The organism is Mycolicibacter arupensis (assembly GCF_002086515.1).
Classification (GTDB): domain Bacteria; phylum Actinomycetota; class Actinomycetes; order Mycobacteriales; family Mycobacteriaceae; genus Mycobacterium; species Mycobacterium arupense.
The window spans coordinates 21,161-37,852 of the sequence record NZ_MVHH01000023.1; the positions used below are offsets into that span (position 1 = coordinate 21,161).

The window sequence follows — 16,692 nt, forward strand, 5'->3', positions numbered from 1 at the left end:
CGAAGCGTATCAGCGCTCAGCACTTCGCAGCGGTTGGCGGCAGCGTGCCGTCGACCAGGTACCGCGTCGCGTAACGATCCACGCATTCGTTGCCCTGGAATACCACTGTGTGCTGGGTTCCGTTGAAGGTCAGCAACCCGCCGCCGAGCTGCTTGGCCAGGTCCACGCCGGCCTGATACGGGGTGGCCGGGTCGCGGGTGGTGGAGACCACCAGCGTCGGCGGCAGATCCGGCACCGAGATGGCGTGGGGTTCACTGGTCGGCGGTACCGGCCAGAAGGCGCAGGTGCCCAGCGGGGCGTCGCCGGTGAACTTGCCGTAGCTCATGAATGGCGCCACCTCGCGTGATCGCTTGTCTTCCTCGATCACCTTGGCGCGGTCGGTGATCGGCGGCTGATCGACGCAGTTGACGGCCACCCGAGCGTCGGTGGCGTTGGTGTAGTGGCCGCTGGAGTCACGGCGCATGTAGAGGTCGGCCAGGCTCAGCATGATGTCGCCCCGGCCGGCGGCCAGATCGGACAGCCCGTCGTTGAGGTGCGTCCAGAACGTCGGCGAGTACAGCGCCATGATGGTGCCGACGATCGCATCGCTGTAGCTCAGGCCCCGCGGATCCTTGGTCTTGGCGGGCTTGCCCACCAGCGGGTCGACCAGGCTGTGGTAGGTGTCGACGGCCTTGGCCGGATCGGTGCCCAGCGGGCAGTCGGCGTCTTTGGCGCAGTCCGCCGCGAAGTCGTCGAAGGCGCCCTGGAAGGCCTCCGCCTGCCGCAGGTCCTCCTCGATGGGGTCGGCATCGGGGTCCACGGCCCCGTCGAGGATCATCGCGCGCACGTTCTGCGGGTAGGCCTCGGCGTAGGCCGAGCCGATCCGGGTGCCGTAGGAGTAGCCGAGGTAGGTCAGCTTGTCGTCGCCGAGGCCTTCGCGGATCGCGTCGAGGTCGCGGGCCACGTTGACGGTGCCGACGTTGGCCAGAAATTCCTTGCCGGTCTTGTCCAGGCAGCGTTCGACGTATTCCTTGGTCTCGTTCTCGATGCGTTCCACGCCGGCGGGGCTGTAGTCGACCTGGTCCAGGGCCCGCAGCCGGTCGTTCTCCTCGTCGGAGTTGCACCACACCGCGGGCCGTGACGAGGCCACTCCGCGCGGGTCGAATCCCACCAGGTCGAACTGCTCGCGCACCTGTCGCGGCAGCGAGCTGACCAGACCCACCGCGGTTTCGATCCCGGACTCGCCGGGGCCGCCGGGGTTGATCACGAGCGAGCCGATCTTGGTCTTGGTGGCCGGGAAACGGATCATGGCCAGCCGGGCGACGGCGCCCTGAGGTTTGGCGTAGTCGACCGGTACGCCGATGAAGCCGCACTGCGCGTCGGCGGGCACCTTGATGTTGGTGTCGGCGGTGAAGCGGCACTTGTCCCATTGGACCGGCTGACCGAGCTGCGGCACGGCCATGATCGCCTGACCAGGGGTCATTCGGGTGCAGCTGCCGACAAAGAGCGCCACCATGGCGATCGCGAGGCAGGTCAGGGCGGTGCGCGCGGTCCGGTCGCGGCGGGTCGGCGAACTCATGACACCACATGCTGCCATGCACGCCGGAGCAAGCCCGGGCACCCGGTGCGCTCAGCGCGTTGGCGGTGTGAGGAAATCCACTCCACTAGCTGGTTCAGCTGCGCCGCGGCAAGTGGCAGACTGGTTCAGTCAGACGACCCGGGGACCCGGTTAAGGGCTTCGAGGATCGACCCGACCACATCGAGGGATAACGATGTCTGAGCACGTTTATGGCGCTTCTCCTGAGCCTGTCCGCATTGCACCGCAGACCCGCGTCCATCATCTGCAGCAGATGAAGAACGAGGGCCGTAAGTGGGGCATGTTGACGGCCTACGACTACTCCTCCGCACGCGTCTTCGACGACGCTGGCATCCCGGTGCTGTTGGTCGGGGACTCGGCGGCCAATGTGGTCTACGGCTATGACAGCACCGTTCCGATCACTATCGACGAGTTGATCCCGCTGGTGCGGGCGGTGGTACGCGGTGCCCCGCATGCGCTGGTGGTGGCCGACCTGCCGTTCGGCTCCTACGAGGGAGGGCCGGCCGCGGCACTGGCGACGGCGACCCGCTTCATGAAGGAGGGCGGCGCGCACGCGGTCAAGTTGGAGGGCGGCGAGCGGGTGGCCGACCAGATCGCCACACTCTCGGCGGCCGGCATCCCGGTGATGGCGCACATCGGGTTCACCCCGCAGAGCGTGAACACCCTGGGCGGCTTCCGGGTGCAGGGACGTGGGGATGCCGCCGAGCAGACCGTTCACGATGCGATCGCGGTGGCCGAGGCCGGTGCGTTCGCGGTGGTGATGGAGATGGTGCCCGCGGAGCTGGCGACCCAGATCACCGGCAAGCTGACCATCCCCACCGTCGGGATCGGCGCCGGGCCCAACTGCGACGCTCAAGTTCTGGTGTGGCAGGACATGGCCGGGATGACCACCGGCAAGACCGCCCGGTTCGTCAAGCGCTTCGGTGAAGTGGGTGCTGAATTGCGCCGCGCGGCAACACAGTACGCCGACGAGGTGGCGGCAGGCACCTTCCCGGCCGAGGAGCACTGCTTCTAGAAAGCCCTGTCCGGGCGATCAGGGTGTGACAGGCTGGAGAGCGTGTCCGCAGCCGACCCGAAAGCCTCGCGGTATCGCGAGGTGGAGCGCAAGTTCGACGTTGACGCCTCCGCCATGTCGCCGTCCTTCGACGGCATCGCCGGGGTTGCCCGAGTCGAACGGTTGCCCGCGCAGGATCTGGCGGCGGTCTACTTCGACACTGCCGGCCACGACCTGGCGGCCCGCAAGGTCACGCTGCGCCGGCGCACGGGCGGTCCCGATGCCGGCTGGCACCTTAAGCTGCCGGCCGGGCCGGACACCCGCACCGAGGTACGCGCTCCCCTGGGCCCCGATATTCCCGGCGAACTGCTCGACGTGGTCATGGCTATCGTGCGTGATAGGCCCCTGGCGCCCGTCGCACAGATCCGCACCGCCCGCGAGTTGGTGGTGCTGCGCGACGATCACGGCGAGGTGTTGGCCGAATTCTGCGACGATCAGGTCACCGCGTCGGCCGAGGGCCCCGACCCCGCGCCCGCCGAACAGCGCTGGCGGGAATGGGAATTGGAGCTGGGCTGCGGGGACCACAAGCTGCTGGACCGGCTGGGCAACCGGCTGGTGGACACCGGCGCCAAGCCGGCCGGCCACGGCTCCAAACTGGCCAAGGTGCTCGGCACTGCGCCTGTGACCGCGCACCCCACCGATCGCCTGCACCGTGCGCTGGCCGACCAGATCGAGCAGCTGCTGGTGTGGGATCGGGCGATGCGCGCCGATGCCGACGACGCGGTGCATCAGATGCGGGTCACCATCCGGCGGATCCGCAGCCTGCTGCACGGCGAAGAAGCCGCACACGCCCCCCTGCTGGGTGAGCTGAAGGAATTAGGTGCGGTGCTGGGTGTGGCGCGCGACGCCGAGGTCCTGGCCCAGCGTTATCAGCAGGCGCTCGATGAGCTGGCGCCCGAGCTGGTCCGCGGCCCGGTCCGCGAGCGGCTTGTCGAAGGTTCGCTGCGCCGCTATGACACCGGACGACGGCGCAGCCTGGCCGCGATGCACTCCCCGCGATACTTCCGCCTGCTCGACGGCCTCGATGAGCTGATCAGCGCGCCGGATGCCGAGCGGTCGGCGCCCGTGGGCAGTGCCTATCGGCGGCTGCGCAAGGCGGTGAAGGCCGCCAAAAAGGCCGCCGACCGCGACGCCGCGCTGCATCGGATCCGCAAGGCAGCCAAGCGGCTGCGCTACGCGGCGTCGGCGGCGAATAAGACGAAGATCGCCAAGCGGGCGAAGGCGATTCAGACCCTGCTGGGCGATCACCAGGACAGCGTGGTCAGCCGGGCGCATCTGCTGCGGCAGGCCGATGCCGCGACTGCCGCCGGGGAGGACACCTTCACCTACGGGCTGCTGTATGCGCGCGAGGCCGACCTTGCCGCGCAGTGTCGTGCCAAGTTGCGGCCCGCGCTACGCAAACTCGACCGGGCGGTTTAGCGAGGCTCGACGCAGGAGAGCCGAAGCTGGAACCGCCCCATGGTCCGGGCGGTTTAGCGAGGCTCGACGCAGGAGAGCCGAGACTCAGAACCGCCCCATGGGCCGGGGCTGTTCACTAAGGCTCGATGACGGCGCCGTACCGCGGGCGCTGGGCGGCGTGCTGCCGTTAGCCAGAGAAGGCGCCTTGTCCCCTGCGGATGTGCCCGCCAGTGCGTCCAGTACCCGATCGATGAACCGGTCGGCATTGCCGCGAAGGCTGTCGTTCGTGTGTTGGGTCGTGTCGACCACAATCGCATTCCCCGATGCGAAGCGCACCCGGGCGGCGCGCCGGTACGTTCGCTCTCCGAAAGCGTCCATCGATCCGCAGACACTGACATCGACCCCAGTGACCTGATTCAGCGGCCGGATCAGGCAATCGAGACTCTGCTCCTCCGCAGCGTCCGCAAGGTAATCCAGCTGTCCGATCACGTGTCTGTCGATCCAAACAAGACGGCACTGCCGATCGGGTAGCAACTCGCGAGCGAAACCTTCAACCGGCCAGCGCCTCACCAGCTCGCCGATCTGCTCGACCACGATCCTCGGCGGACGCGACCAATCCGGGAATACGTCCCGGGCGATCTGCCGGAGCTGTTCTTCGCTCGTCATGGACGACAAGTTAACCCGTAATCACCACCTCGCGCAGTCCTGGGTGGCAGTGTGAGGACTTGGTAACGGCCTGGGAACTCCGATGCCGTCGAGACAGCTCCGAAGGGGCACGCGCTGGTTAGCGTTGCGGGGCGGACGAGTTGGCCTGTAAGCCGGAGTATGACCCCTGCGCGTTTGCGTTCGCGAGCTGTGTTGGTTAATCCGGAAAAGGCAGCTCAGAGCGTTGGCTCCATTGGTCGTCGATGGCGAATGCTGGACCTACTGCGGACGGACTGCCGGTACGCCGCACGCCCGCCGCGCCGGCACTGCGAAGACGTCGCCCAGGCGCTCGACATCGCGGCGGTGCCGTGGCTCGACGTGGCGTGAACGGCCCGCGCCCCCTACCGCTGCCGCCAGCGCGGCCAGCCCGATCGCGTCGTACCTTGCAGCCGAGGCCGCGGAGGCCGGTCGCCATCGACCCTCGCAACCCGTCGAGGGCATCTGGTCTTCATGCTCGGATCGCGGAACCGCACGGTGCAAATGCTTGTCGGGCACTTCGTCGGTCGCGACAACGGAGCGGTACACCGAGGTCGACGACGCTGATATACGCGCCGTGGTGATGTCGGCGCTTACCGAATAGCTCAGGCGCCTATCTCATCGGGCCTCACATACTGCGAAGGCCACGGCGTTCGATATGCGGCTTCCTGAGATACCCGGTACTCGTCGATCGACGACACCCACACCACCGGCATATCTCTGCCGGGCACTTCGTCGCTCACCGAAATCATCGGCACCTGCTCACCGCTTGCGGTTGTGACCTGCACCCTCATACCTGCGTGAATGCCCATATCGATGATCTTGGCGCATGCCACTTCGTCGGTAAAGAAGTATCTACCGCGTCTTGGCTTGTGGCATGCACTTGTGGCATGTAAAGTGAGTGCCTGCCAGAGCGAATGAAGGAGAGGGAGAGCGACATGGCTGATGACGATCGCGGGGACTTCAAACCGCCGTACCTGCCGTTCGCCACGCTGTGGAACTTCGTCGGTGAGCTGGCGGCTCATCCCCTACCGCCGGCGATCGATCGGTCGCTTATGGGCACGAAATCGGGCTCTGATCAGGTCAACATCATGGCCACGCTGCGCACCTTCGGCATGATCGACGACGACCGCAAGGTCCAGCCCGCATTTGTCGATTTCGCTGTGGCTGACGAAACCGCCCGCAAGAAATACCTTCGCGTGCTGGTCGAGAAGTACTACGCCGATGCGCTCGCAGTGTCCTCGCAGAACGGCACAGAGCAGCAGCTCCATGAATGCTTCCGTGACACATACGGGATCGACGGCGCCGACACGCGCCGCAAAGCAGTGACGTTCTTTCTACATGCCGCACGGCGTGCCGACATTCCGCTGAGCCCTCACTTTCCGAGCACCCGACCGGGGTCCGGGTCGCCAGGTCAGAGGCGCAAGAGCCCGAAGAAACGGGCAAGCAACGGCGGCAACAGCGGCAGCAGCAGTGGTAACGCTGCCGAGCGCGGCGAGACGACGCTGCCCCCGAAGTCTGAGTACGAAACCAGCGTCCAGCTGCAAACGGGCGGCACCATGTCGTTGACGGTCAACGTCAACCCGCTCAACCTGCGCGGTGAGGATCGCAAGTTCTTCTACGAGGTCGTCGACATGCTCGCCGATTATGCGGAGAGGCACCAGATCAACCAGACGGATGGCGACACCGACAAAAACGGCCCTTCCGAAGAAGGGCCGTCGGGCCAACCGTCCGAAGACGGCGGCGGGGTTACGTGAATACTATAACTGATCTACAGGGTGAAGTCATTCCCCATATGGCGCTCTGGCGTGTGGGCGGTGGCTGCCGTGGCTGAGACGCTGGCCGTCTACGTCGACGGCTTCAATCTGTATCACGGTCTGCACCAGGCGACTGCTCGGAAGCATCTTTGGCTGGACCTGGGCGCCCTCGCGCAAAGCCTCCGGCCGCAGAGCGTACTGACCAAGGTCATGTACTTCACCGCGCCGGTCCTCAACGATACTGCCGGGCTGTCGAACCAGCAGGACTACCTCGCCGCGTTGGTGGCGCAGAACCCTGGCTTGATCGAAGTAGTTCAGGGGCGCTACCAGTCGAAGACCAAGAACTGCGGGCGGTGCGGCAACTCGTGGACCGCTTACGAGGAGAAAGAGACTGACGTCAACATCGCTGTCAATCTCGTCGCCGACGCTGCCAACAAGCTGACTAACGCGGCGTTGATCATCTCAGCCGACAGCGACCTTGCCCCCGGTGTCCGGCTCGCGCGGCAGCTGAATCCCGCCCTCTTCGTCGCCGCTGCATTTCCACCACGGCGCGTCTCGAACGAACTCATGACGTTGATGCCTGCGTCATTCCATATCGGCATGAGGAAGATCCGTAGCAGCCAGCTTCCTGCGACTGTGGTCGATGCGGCCACAGGCAAGCAGTGGAGGCGACCCGCCAAGTGGCGCTAAGCCTACAGCCACCTGTGGCCCGACTCCGACGACCGGACGCGAGACGCGATCGACTCGGTGCTCGCATCACCTACTGCGGACGGTAGTGAACCCGACCCGCTGAACGTGCAGCTCACCATTGTGGGGCGGACGAGTTGGCCTGTAAGCCGGATTCTGTCCCGCACCACTGACGCGGTGCGGCGGCGACCATCCATCTGGGCACACCGTTGCCGGGTACCTCAAGCGGCCTACCCGCAGATTCGGGCGAGCAGCCCTCAAACACCTGCGCAGCCGCACCGGAATGCGGCCTTCTTGGCCTTGCTTCGGGTGGGGTTTACCAAGCCGTCCCGGTCACCCGGAACGCTGGTGCGCTCTTACCGCACCGTTTCACCCTTACCACCTTGCGGTGGCGGTCTGTTTTCTGTGGCACTGTCCCGCGAGTCACCTCGGATTGCTGTTAGCAATCACCCTGCTCTGTGAAGTCCGGACTTTCCTCGACCCGCTTGACAGCGAGCCGCGGCCGCCCGGCCAACTCGTCCGCGCTGATCACCGTACTACGCCTAACCCCGAGAAGCCGCACCGTAAACGGCGACCACCACCGAACGGTCCAGGCTGTTCTCCGACCACACCCCGATCGCGGTGTTGGCGCAGTCCGACATCACCGCCAGATCCCGCGGGTTGTAGTACCAGCGGTTAAGGATCTCGATGCCGCTGATAGCCACCGCCGGGTTGATCGCGACGGTTTGGGCGACGGGCCCCGGGAACCCGGCGGCCTGCGCCCGGGTCTGCGGAGTGGAGCCGTCCGAGCCCAGATCGCCGTCCAGATCTCGATTCGCGAGAACATCTTTGGCGTGCCACTCCGCGGCGAGCACCAGCCGCGGGTCTGCCATCACCTTTTCTGCGCAACCGGCCTGATGATGAATGGTGTAGACGTTGGTCACCACGCTGTCGTTGAGGCGCGAGTTGTCGGCGCCGGCCACCGGAACCGTCGCAGCACCGACCATCGCGATCAGCAGCACCGCCGCGTGGTGCACACCGAATCTCATCTGCGCTACACCGGGTCGAATTGCGAGACCAGCCACCGGCCACCGACCTTGTCCAGGCTCACCCGAACACTCGAGGCGGTATCGGTGGCCGGCCCTTTCCCCGATGTGGTCGCCTGGTCGACGAACAGCAGCACCACGGCGTGGCGGCTGTTCGCGCTCACCGATGCCGCCGCCGGCACCCTGACGACCGTCGAGATCTGTTGCTGTTTGGCGCCGGGGGCAACGACATCGGCGACCAGGTGGGTGTACTCGTCGCGAAAGGAGCCCGTCATGGCGTCGGCGGCCGCCGCCAACGCGGTGTCGACGTTGTCGGGGCGGTAGGTCAGCATCGCGATAGCGGCGTCGGTGGCGGCCTGCACGGACTCGGCGGCCGCCTGCTGGCTCACCTGCGCCGAGACGTCCTGCCAGCGCAGGTAACCGGCCGCCACCGCCAGGGCTGACGCCAGCGCCGACAGCAGGCCGACTACCAGCACGCGCCGCAACGCCGAAGGCGGGTTCGGCAGAGCCGCCGCCGTGTCTTCGGTGTCATCGGCGACGGCGTCTGCGACGTCGGGAGCATCAAGGGTGGGAGCTGTAGACATGGCCACCTCCGTTCACGGGATGAAGACGATGTTGGACACTTTGGGACCGTCGTCGGTGCGTTGCAGGCTGATCCGCATGCGCCAGCGGCGCGGCTCCGGCACGACGTTTCCGGCCATCGTGGTGCGCACCGCGACCGCCAGCAACACGTCGGCCCGGTCGCCGTCCACCGATTCGAGCCCGGCCTCGGTCACGGTGCCCTCAGACTCCGAATGCGCTTGCTGGACAACGTCGACGAACGGCCGAGACCGCTGGGTGAAGTCGTCGCGGAACTCCCCCGTTGTCGTGTCGATGATGCGCTGCACGTCGGCACCGGCCTGGGCGTAGCTGATCGTGGTCAGGTTGACCGCGGCTTGGCGCGCCACCTGGACGAACTGTTCGCGTTGCTCCTGGGCCTGCTGGTTCGCCTGGATCCGGTACCCCAACCAGCCCAGGGCACCGGTGAGCACCACCACCGCCAGGCCCACGACGACGACGGCGATCACCCGGCGCGTCGCCCCGGCGCGCCGGGCCGGTGCACCGGACGGCGCTACGGGCTCGGCGGTATCAACATCGTCTGCCATGTCTGCTCCTTCTGCTGCGGGACGAGATCGGCCTGGATGTGCCGTTGTCCATCCGGTCCGAGGTAGCTGCCGGTGGCCGGGTCATAGGGGACGAACGCGACCGGCGGATCCTGCGGCACGGCCTGACCCGACGCCGTGGCGTTGGGGTCGCCCTTCCAGTTGTAGCCGTCGTTGAGCGGCACATACCACTGGTCGCTCTCACACATCTCGACCGTGGGAGCGCGTTTGGCGGGATTGTTCTCACACGGAATGTTGCGGGCGCCACGCACATTGAGGTCAGAATCCTGCGGGACCCGGCAGTACAGCTCGCCGGCGGGCCGGTCGGGGTAGTCGACGGCGGCCGGGACACGCTGCTGGCGGGCCGGAAGAAATCCGGTGTTGCAGGGCGGCGGGTAGTTCATGTTGAGGTTGAAGTCCAGGTAGATGCCGCGATAGGGGGTGTTCAGCCCCGAATCGGCCAGCGTGATCGCCGACATCACCGCGGTGCCCTGCGGAAAGAGCACCAGCAGTTGCTCGATTCCCTGCCGGAATGTCACGGCGATCTGCCCCAGACTGACCATGTTCGCCAGCAACACCGGCAGGGCCGGGGCCACCCGGCCCAGCAGCGCGTCGGCCTCATTCAGTGCCGGGGCTCCCGCACTGAGCAGCCCGGCGAATGCACGGTCCTCGGCGGCCAGCTGGCCGGTGATCGACGCCAGTCGCTGCGCCCAGATCAGCACCGAATCCGCGGTTTGGACTTGCGAATTCAGTACGGGCGGGGTTTCGTCGATCAACTGTGCCAGCGGTTGCGCGGCCTGCCCGCCCTCGATGGCCAGCGATGTGGAGCCGGCGACGATCCGCGACAGTTCTGCCCCCAGACCGCCTACCGCCTTGTTCGCCTCGTCGATCACGGTACGCAGGTCGTCGTTCGGAATCGACCGCAGCGCAAGGTTGGTGGCGTCCAGCAGGTGGGCGATATCGGCGGGAATCCGCACCTGATCCACCCCGATCACATCGCCGGCGCGCAGCGTGCGGTGGTCGTCGGTCCCGGGGGCCGGGGTCAGTTCGAGGAACTGTTCGCCGATCGCCGAGCGGCTGTGCACCGCCGCTGTCACCGGTGCGGGCACCTTGATAGCCGAGTTCAGCTTGAGCACCGCACGCACCCCGTCGGCATCGACGTCGATGGACCTGACCCGGCCGATCTCGGTGCCGCGGTAGGTCACCACCGATGTCGGGTACAGACCTCCGGAGGCCGGCAGCTCGACGATCACCGTGTAGCGGCCGATGCCGAACAGCGCTGGCACCTTGACGAATCCGAACGCCATGACCCCACCGGCCACCAGGGTGACGGTGGCCAGGATCGCCAGCTGGTTCCAGACGGTGCGCGACAGCCGAAACACGTCAGTACCCCCCGAAGTGGTAGGGGGCCACCAGCGGATTGCCCGCGGTGTAGGGGCTGGGCATCTGTCCGACGGTTCTGCCCCACTGGAGTTCCAGCTCGGTCAGGTCGCCTTCCCAGCGTGTTCCGGTGAACAGGCCGCTGTCGATCCGGCTCAACGTCAGGTCGACGACCAGGCTGATGTTGGCGAAGTCGCCGCGGAACCAATTGGGGATGTTGCTCTTGACCCAGGGATAGGTCGACAGGAAGTCGAGGCCTTGCGTCAGCGCCGGGCCGGCGTCGGCCAACGAACGCAACACCGGGGCGATGTTGCGCAGGTTGGCCACCAGCGCCTCCCTGCTCTGCTCGACGGTGGAGACCGCGATGGCACTGAACTTGCCGAGTGCGTCGGCGGCGTCGGCGATCTGAGCGCGCTGCTCGGCCAGCACCGCCAGTGCCTGCGGAATCGTGGTCAGTGCCCGATCGACGGTCCGGTTCTGCTGGGCGAACTGGCCGACGAGGCCGTTCAACTTCTCGGTGGCCGAGATGATGTCATCGGTCTGATCGTTGAGCCCAGCAATGAACGTGTCCAATTGTGTGAGCAGGCTGCGCATGTCGTTCTCGCGCCCCGCCAGCGCTCGGGCGAAGCTCTGGTTGATCTCCTGCAGTTGCGCCAGACCGCCGCCGTTGAGCAGCAGCGACACCGAGGCCAGGGTCTGCTCGGTGCTTGGATAGGTGGCGGCCCTCGACAGCGGGATGACCGCGCCGTCTTCGAGTTCGCCGCGTGGCGGCTCGTCGGTCGGTGGCGCCAGTTCGATGTGCATCGAGCCGAGCAGGCTGGTCTGACCGACTGTGGCGGTGCTGTTTGCCGGCAGGTGCACGCCGTTGTCGATGCGCATGGTGACCAGGGCGTGCCAGTCCTGGACTTCGATCTTGGTCACGTTGCCCACGGTGACGTCGGCGACCCGAACCCGCGAGTTCTGCGCAATGACGACGACATCGGGCAACTCGGCGGAGATCGTGTAAGTGCCGCTGGCGCTTGCGGTACCGGGCAGGCTCAGTGAGTTCAGGCCGCGCCACTGACATCCGGTGGCCCCGCAGACCACCGCGATGCTCACCGCGACACCGATCGCGCGCTTCACGGGTTGTCCTCGGGGGGCGGCGCGGGCAACAGCAGACCGGGCAGACCAAGCTCGGGGTCGATGGGCTGTGGAGCGGGCTCGGGCGGTTGTTGCGCCGCGGCCGGCCTGAGCCGATCTTCGCTGTAGGTGATCTCGTTGGGCCGGGCTGCGGTGCCGACGAACGGATTGCCGCCGATCGGCAGGAAGTTGTACTGGCGGTTCTTGATGATCGGCGCCAGGTACTGCACGCACAGCTTCGATGCCTGAAGCGAATTCGCCCGCGCCAATGCCTCGATTCCGCCGCAGATGAATTGGACGGTGTTGGCGAAGTTCCCGAGGGCCATCACGCCGGTGATCGCGCTCTGGGCCGGCTGGTAGATGTTCACGAAGTTCTGGAACACCGACGGGGCGATGTGCAGCACCTGCTTGAGGTCACCGCGGCTCTCGTTGAGTGCGGTGGTGATCGCGGCCAGGTGATCGACGGTGACACCGAAGCCCTCGCGGTTCTCGCCGATGAAGCCGCGCAGGTCCGTGACCGCACTGTCGAGACTGGTCATCGCGTCGGCGAACTCCCGGGGCGAATTGCTCAGCACCGTGGTGATGTCGGCGAGGTTGACGTTGAACGCCGCCAGCAGATCGCTGCTGGAGGTCAACGCCGACACCAGCAGTTGCATGTTGCGGACCGTGCTGAAGATGTCGGTGCTGTGGTCACCGAGCGCCGACATGGCCTGGGACAGTTTGATCACCGTCTCGCGTGCCGTGTCACCTTGCCCCCGCAGGTTGGCCGCCGCGGTGGTGACGAATTCGCCGACCGCGCTGCGGCCGGTGGTGTCGGCCGGCTGCAGCGAGTCGGTGAGTTTCTCCAACTGCTCCCGGAAGTCGTCCCATTCGACCGGAACCGCGGTGCGCTCCAGTCCGATGCTGGCACCGTTGGCCAGTTCGGGGCCGCCGGAGTAGGCCGGGACCAGCTGGATTGCCCGCGCACTGACCAGTGAGGGCGACAGGATCGCCGCGCGGGCATCGGCGGGAATCCGGTACTCGGCGCCGACGGAGAAGGTGACCCTGGCGGCGTCGGGCAGCGGTTCGATGCGGTCGACGGTTCCCACGGCGACCCCCAGGATCCGGATCTCGTCGCCGGTGTAGAGGCCGTTGGTGTTGGTGAAGTAGGCCGTGTAGACGTGCTTGTGCAGCTGCGCCCAGGGCGGGCCGGCGACCAGGAACAGTGCGGCGGCGAGGGTCGACACCAGCACCGCTGCGGTGGCCAGGCGCAGCTGCCGCAACCGGTCGGCGGACAGGTTCCAGCCCGCGACAGAGTGGACGCCCATGTCAGTTCCCCCCGTCCGCTGCCGGGCCCAGCGCGGGTGGCCCCGGGGGCGGCCCGCCCGGAGGCGGCGCCGGCAGCGGCTCCCGGTAGGGATAGCGAGGGTCTCCGGGCTTCCCGGTGATGGCGTCGGGCAAGGTCAGGTTCGGCTCGCCGCCCTGACCGGTGCGGGGAAAGGGCATCGGCAGGGCCGGGGTGCCCGGCTGGCCGACCGCGGGGTCGTTCAGCTCCGACGGCAACAGCACGTTGGGGTCCAGGCCCAGATCGGAGAACGCCGCCTCGATGGCCGGTTGAGCCAGCTGGCCCGGAATCAGGTTCACCACTGAGGCCTTGAAGAACGGCCCAGAACCCAGCACCTCACCGAAAGACATGGCGTAGCGGCGAAACAGGTACAGGGTGCGTTGCAGCTCGGCGCGGCGGTTGTCCAGGATCTCCAGCACCCCGTTGAGCTTGTCCACCGCGGGCTTGAGTTGCCGGTGATTCTCCTCGACCAACGCCGAGATCTGTCGCGATACCGAGGTCAGATTGGTCATCAGCGCGTCGACGGAGTTGCGTTGCGACAAAAGCTCACTGAGCAAAGCGTTGCTGTTGGCCACCAGTCCGGCGATCTGCTCGCTGCGCTGGGCCAGCACCCCGGTCACGTTGTTGGCGTTGGACAGCAGCTGCCGCAGCGAGGCGTCTCGCTTGTCGAGGGTGTCCGAGAATCGGGCCACGCCCTGCAGCGCGGCCTTGAGGTCCGGCGGGGTGTCTTTGAACGTCTCCGCCAAAGTGGTCAGGGCAGCAGACAGTTGGGTGGTGTCCAGGCCGCTGACGACGGCGGTCAGGTCGCCCAGGGCGTCGGGCAGATCGTAGGGCGAGGTCGTCCGTTCAGCCGGTATCGGGCCGGTGAGGTGGCCATCGCCGCGCGGCGTGAGCTCCAGGAATTTGTTGCCCAGAACGGTTTCGGTTTTGATGGCCGCTTCGGTCCTGTCCCCCAGGGCGACTCCCCTGCGGACGGTGAACCTGACCAGTACTCGATTGCCCTCCAGGGCAAGGCCCGCCACCCGGCCGACATCGAGTCCCGAGACCCGCACGTCGGCATGGGGTTTGATGCCACCGGCCTCGGTGAAGTAGGCGGCGTAGTCGGAGGTGCCCTTGATAAACGGCAGCTTGTCGTAGCTGAACACCGCCACCACCAAGGCAATCAGCACGAGAATTCCGGTCAGGCCGACCGCGGGCCGGCTGCGCTCGGCCAGGGGTTTGACGGTGATCCGCGGTAGTTTCGGTCTCGTCATTTGGGGGCGCACCGTCCGGTCGTCTGGTTCATGATCTTGGAGTAGAGCGGTTGACCGCCTTTGCCGTTCACCTTGATCACCAGGTCACACATGTAGAAGCCGAAGTAGTCGCCATAGAGTCCGTTGCGGGCCAGCACCTGGTAGGCGTCGGGCAGGGTCTTGACCAGGTCGTCGACATAGTCACGGTCTGCCAGCACCTGACCGGAGAACCGATCCGTCTGCAGCACGGCCTCGCGGACGGGTTCGCGGGCGACGGTCAACAAGTCGGCGACCGAACCGGCCGCGGCATTGATGTAGGCCACTCCGGTGGTGAGGTCGGTTCGGCGATCTGCCAGCCCCTGAACCAGGTGGGCCAGCGAATCCAGCCCCCGGCCGAATTCGTGATCGCGTGAGCTGAACGTGCCCAGCACCGTGGTGAGATTGGTGATCACCTGACCGATCAGTTCATCACGCCCGGCCAGCGTGGTGGTCAATGCCGAGGTCTGCGACAGCACCGAGGCGATGGTGCCGCCCTGCCCCTGGAACACCCGGAGCAGTTCCCCGCTCAGCGCGTTGACCTGGTCGGGATCCAGGGCGCGGAACAGAGGACGAAAGCCGCCGATCAGGGCGTCGACGTCGAGGGCGGGTTCGGTTCGGGTCAGCGGAATGGTCTGACCGGCCTGCAGTGTGCGTACCGATCCGGGGCCCTGCTCCAACGACAGGTAGCGATCGCCGATGAGGTTCTCGTAGCGCACCGCTGCGCGGGTTCCCTCGGTGAGCGTAAGGCCGCGGTCGATGGAGAAGTCGACCGTGACCGTCCCGTCGGGGCGCAGGGACATGTTGGTGACCTTGCCGATCTCGACACCGGCGATCCGAACGAAGTTGCCGCCCTTGAGGCCTGACACGTTGGTGAATTCGGCGCGGTAGCCGACCCGGGAGTCGAACCGGAACTGGCCGAAGACGGTCACCAGGACGAAGATGAACACCAAGCACGTGACCGTGAACAGGACGACCCAGGTCAGGGTCTTGCCGATGTTGCCCGTCATGGTGCCGGTCCTGGCGCGGGTGGACCGGGATAGCGGATTCGGGGTGGCTCTGGTTCGGGCTTGGTCACCGGGAAGTAGTTGGCGAAGCCGGGGAAGCCGATGCCGGGGTTGGGCCGAACGTCCAGGCCGGTGCCGAATCCGGTGTCGGTGACCAGGTACTTCACCGGGAAGTTCTTGCTCACGTCGGGTAGTGAGCCACAACTGGGGTGCCCGCCCGGACCGCCTCGGGCGTTGACCAAAGGCAGGTTGTCCGGGTACCGGTACGGGTCGTCACCGGCGAGCATCGCGGCATCCATGATGACTGATCTACCGTTGCCTCCCATGGCATCTCGACCACCGTTCTCCAGGAACCATTGCGCACCCTGGAACAGGCAGGTGTAGGTGGGCGAATACTCCTGGAGCAGATCGGTGGTCGGGGCCATCAGGTTGAGCGCCTGAACCAGCGCGGGCTGGTTTCCACCGACGGTGTCCACCCCGGTCGCGGAGAACCCCACGGCGGCCAGCAGCAACGCGTTGAGTTCACCGGCCTGGGTCGTCACCGTCGTGCTGGTGGTGCTCGTTGCGTCGAGCACGTTCAGAATGTTCTGCGCTGCTGCCGAATACACAGCCGTGGTCTGCCCGAACAGCTGCCAGTCGCGCTGCACGGTCGGCATGCGTGGGTTCACCGCCGACAGCACGGTGTCGGCGCCGGTGATCGCCCGGCCCAGGACGTCTCCCCTGCCCCGTACCGATTCGGCTACCGCCGACAGCACGGCGTTGAGTTTGGCCGGGTCGATGGCGTGCACCACCGCCTGCAGGTTCTCGAAGACAGTGTTGACTTCCACCGTCACGTTGCGAGAGTGCAGTACCGCGCCCGCCTTGAGCCGCTGCTCACTGGGTCCGTTCTGGGGAATGACGAGATCGACGTACTTGGAACCGAAGGCCGTCGTGGACTTGATCTCGGCCTCGACGTTGCTCGGGAGGTACTGGAAGGGCCGGGGATACATGGTCAGGCTCAGGGTGGCCAGTCGAGTTTTGTCGGCGCCCTGCTGGGTGCCGATGGATCTGACCTCGCCGACCTGGATTCCGCGCAGCTTGACCTTGGCCCCGTTCTCCATCACCAGTCCGGCCCGATCAGAGACCACTGTGAGCGGGACGTAGCCCCGGAACGCTCCGGAGAAAAGCAGGGCCGTCATCGCCGAGAGTGCGGCAATCACGACTACCAGGACCGGTGACCACCAGATCGGATCGATCGCGGTGCGACGGGATGTGTCGCGGCGGGAGCTGTTCAC

General features: G+C 66.5%; 15 protein-coding genes and 1 other RNA gene. 4 read left to right on the top strand and 12 right to left on the bottom strand.

The genetic code is table 11. The annotated features are described in order from the left end of the window. Window positions 1-16: 16 nt before the first annotated feature. Window positions 17-1,558, bottom strand: a complete 1,542-nt coding sequence (locus tag BST15_RS12245; RefSeq protein WP_046189879.1) for an alpha/beta hydrolase — start codon at window positions 1,556-1,558, stop codon at window positions 17-19. Between the two features lie 193 nt (window positions 1,559-1,751). Between BST15_RS12245 and panB the strand changes: the two genes are divergently transcribed. After that, the gene (gene panB, locus BST15_RS12250; RefSeq protein WP_046189878.1) at window positions 1,752-2,591 is read left to right on the top strand and encodes a 3-methyl-2-oxobutanoate hydroxymethyltransferase; all 840 of its coding nucleotides are present in this window, start codon (window positions 1,752-1,754) and stop codon (window positions 2,589-2,591) included. Between the two features lie 42 nt (window positions 2,592-2,633). Then, a complete protein-coding gene (locus BST15_RS12255; RefSeq protein ID WP_046189877.1) occupies window positions 2,634-4,049 on the top strand; it encodes a CYTH and CHAD domain-containing protein in 1,416 nt (471 codons plus the stop codon). Between the two features lie 84 nt (window positions 4,050-4,133). On the opposite strand, the gene BST15_RS12260 is transcribed toward BST15_RS12255, so the two are convergent. After that, window positions 4,134-4,694, bottom strand: coding sequence for a hypothetical protein (locus BST15_RS12260; protein ID WP_046189876.1), 561 nt, complete (start codon window positions 4,692-4,694; stop codon window positions 4,134-4,136). A 953-nt stretch (window positions 4,695-5,647) separates the two neighbouring features. Between BST15_RS12260 and BST15_RS12270 the strand changes: the two genes are divergently transcribed. Together BST15_RS12270 and BST15_RS12275 are read left to right on the top strand one after the other, a co-directional pair. Further along, entirely contained in the window at window positions 5,648-6,466 is an 819-nt protein-coding gene (locus tag BST15_RS12270; protein ID WP_046189875.1) for a hypothetical protein, read from the top strand. Window positions 6,467-6,535: 69 nt separating this feature from the next. Further along, entirely contained in the window at window positions 6,536-7,156 is a 621-nt protein-coding gene (locus BST15_RS12275; protein ID WP_234708191.1) for an NYN domain-containing protein, read from the top strand. A gap of 126 nt (window positions 7,157-7,282) precedes the next feature. Here the strand turns inward: BST15_RS12275 and rnpB are convergent. From rnpB to BST15_RS12325, 10 genes are all read right to left on the bottom strand, one after another. Continuing rightward, an RNA gene (gene rnpB / locus BST15_RS12280) (RNase P RNA component class A) lies at window positions 7,283-7,671 on the bottom strand. 24 nt (window positions 7,672-7,695) lie between these two features. Then, complete coding sequence (locus BST15_RS12285; protein ID WP_046189874.1) at window positions 7,696-8,181, bottom strand: CAP domain-containing protein; 486 nt, start codon at window positions 8,179-8,181, stop codon at window positions 7,696-7,698. A gap of 5 nt (window positions 8,182-8,186) precedes the next feature. Further along, complete coding sequence (locus tag BST15_RS12290) at window positions 8,187-8,762, bottom strand: hypothetical protein (RefSeq protein ID WP_052751358.1); 576 nt, start codon at window positions 8,760-8,762, stop codon at window positions 8,187-8,189. Between the two features lie 12 nt (window positions 8,763-8,774). Then, complete coding sequence (locus BST15_RS12295; RefSeq protein ID WP_046189891.1) at window positions 8,775-9,323, bottom strand: hypothetical protein; 549 nt, start codon at window positions 9,321-9,323, stop codon at window positions 8,775-8,777. Next, on the bottom strand, window positions 9,290-10,702 hold the full coding sequence (locus BST15_RS12300; protein WP_046189873.1) for an MCE family protein: 1,413 nt from the start codon (window positions 10,700-10,702) through the stop codon (window positions 9,290-9,292). Before BST15_RS12300 ends, BST15_RS12295 begins: the two co-directional genes overlap by 34 nt. Before the next feature lies 1 nt (window position 10,703). Further along, window positions 10,704-11,822, bottom strand: coding sequence for a virulence factor Mce family protein (locus BST15_RS12305; protein ID WP_046189872.1), 1,119 nt, complete (start codon window positions 11,820-11,822; stop codon window positions 10,704-10,706). After that, window positions 11,819-13,126: an MCE family protein gene (locus BST15_RS12310; RefSeq protein ID WP_046189871.1), complete on the bottom strand. Its 1,308-nt coding sequence runs from the start codon at window positions 13,124-13,126 to the stop codon at window positions 11,819-11,821. Before BST15_RS12310 ends, BST15_RS12305 begins: the two co-directional genes overlap by 4 nt. A 1-nt stretch (window position 13,127) precedes the next feature. Next, entirely contained in the window at window positions 13,128-14,396 is a 1,269-nt protein-coding gene (locus BST15_RS12315; protein ID WP_046686353.1) for an MCE family protein, read from the bottom strand. Then, a complete protein-coding gene (locus BST15_RS12320) occupies window positions 14,393-15,421 on the bottom strand; it encodes an MCE family protein (RefSeq protein WP_046188289.1) in 1,029 nt (342 codons plus the stop codon). The genes BST15_RS12315 and BST15_RS12320 overlap by 4 nt, the downstream gene beginning before the upstream one ends. Continuing rightward, entirely contained in the window at window positions 15,418-16,692 is a 1,275-nt protein-coding gene (locus BST15_RS12325; protein WP_442928566.1) for an MCE family protein, read from the bottom strand. The genes BST15_RS12320 and BST15_RS12325 overlap by 4 nt, the downstream gene beginning before the upstream one ends.

Coding starts and splice junctions, on each gene's coding strand:
- BST15_RS12245 (WP_046189879.1), bottom strand. CDS start 1,558: ATGAGTTCGCCGACCCGCCGCGACCGGACCGCGCGCACCGCCCTGACC.
- panB (WP_046189878.1), top strand. CDS start 1,752: ATGTCTGAGCACGTTTATGGCGCTTCTCCTGAGCCTGTCCGCATTGCA.
- BST15_RS12260 (WP_046189876.1), bottom strand. CDS start 4,694: ATGACGAGCGAAGAACAGCTCCGGCAGATCGCCCGGGACGTATTCCCG.
- BST15_RS12270 (WP_046189875.1), top strand. CDS start 5,648: ATGGCTGATGACGATCGCGGGGACTTCAAACCGCCGTACCTGCCGTTC.
- BST15_RS12285 (WP_046189874.1), bottom strand. CDS start 8,181: ATGAGATTCGGTGTGCACCACGCGGCGGTGCTGCTGATCGCGATGGTC.
- BST15_RS12290 (WP_052751358.1), bottom strand. CDS start 8,762: ATGTCTACAGCTCCCACCCTTGATGCTCCCGACGTCGCAGACGCCGTC.
- BST15_RS12295 (WP_046189891.1), bottom strand. CDS start 9,323: ATGGCAGACGATGTTGATACCGCCGAGCCCGTAGCGCCGTCCGGTGCA.
- BST15_RS12310 (WP_046189871.1), bottom strand. CDS start 13,126: ATGGGCGTCCACTCTGTCGCGGGCTGGAACCTGTCCGCCGACCGGTTG.
- BST15_RS12315 (WP_046686353.1), bottom strand. CDS start 14,396: ATGACGAGACCGAAACTACCGCGGATCACCGTCAAACCCCTGGCCGAG.
- BST15_RS12320 (WP_046188289.1), bottom strand. CDS start 15,421: ATGACGGGCAACATCGGCAAGACCCTGACCTGGGTCGTCCTGTTCACG.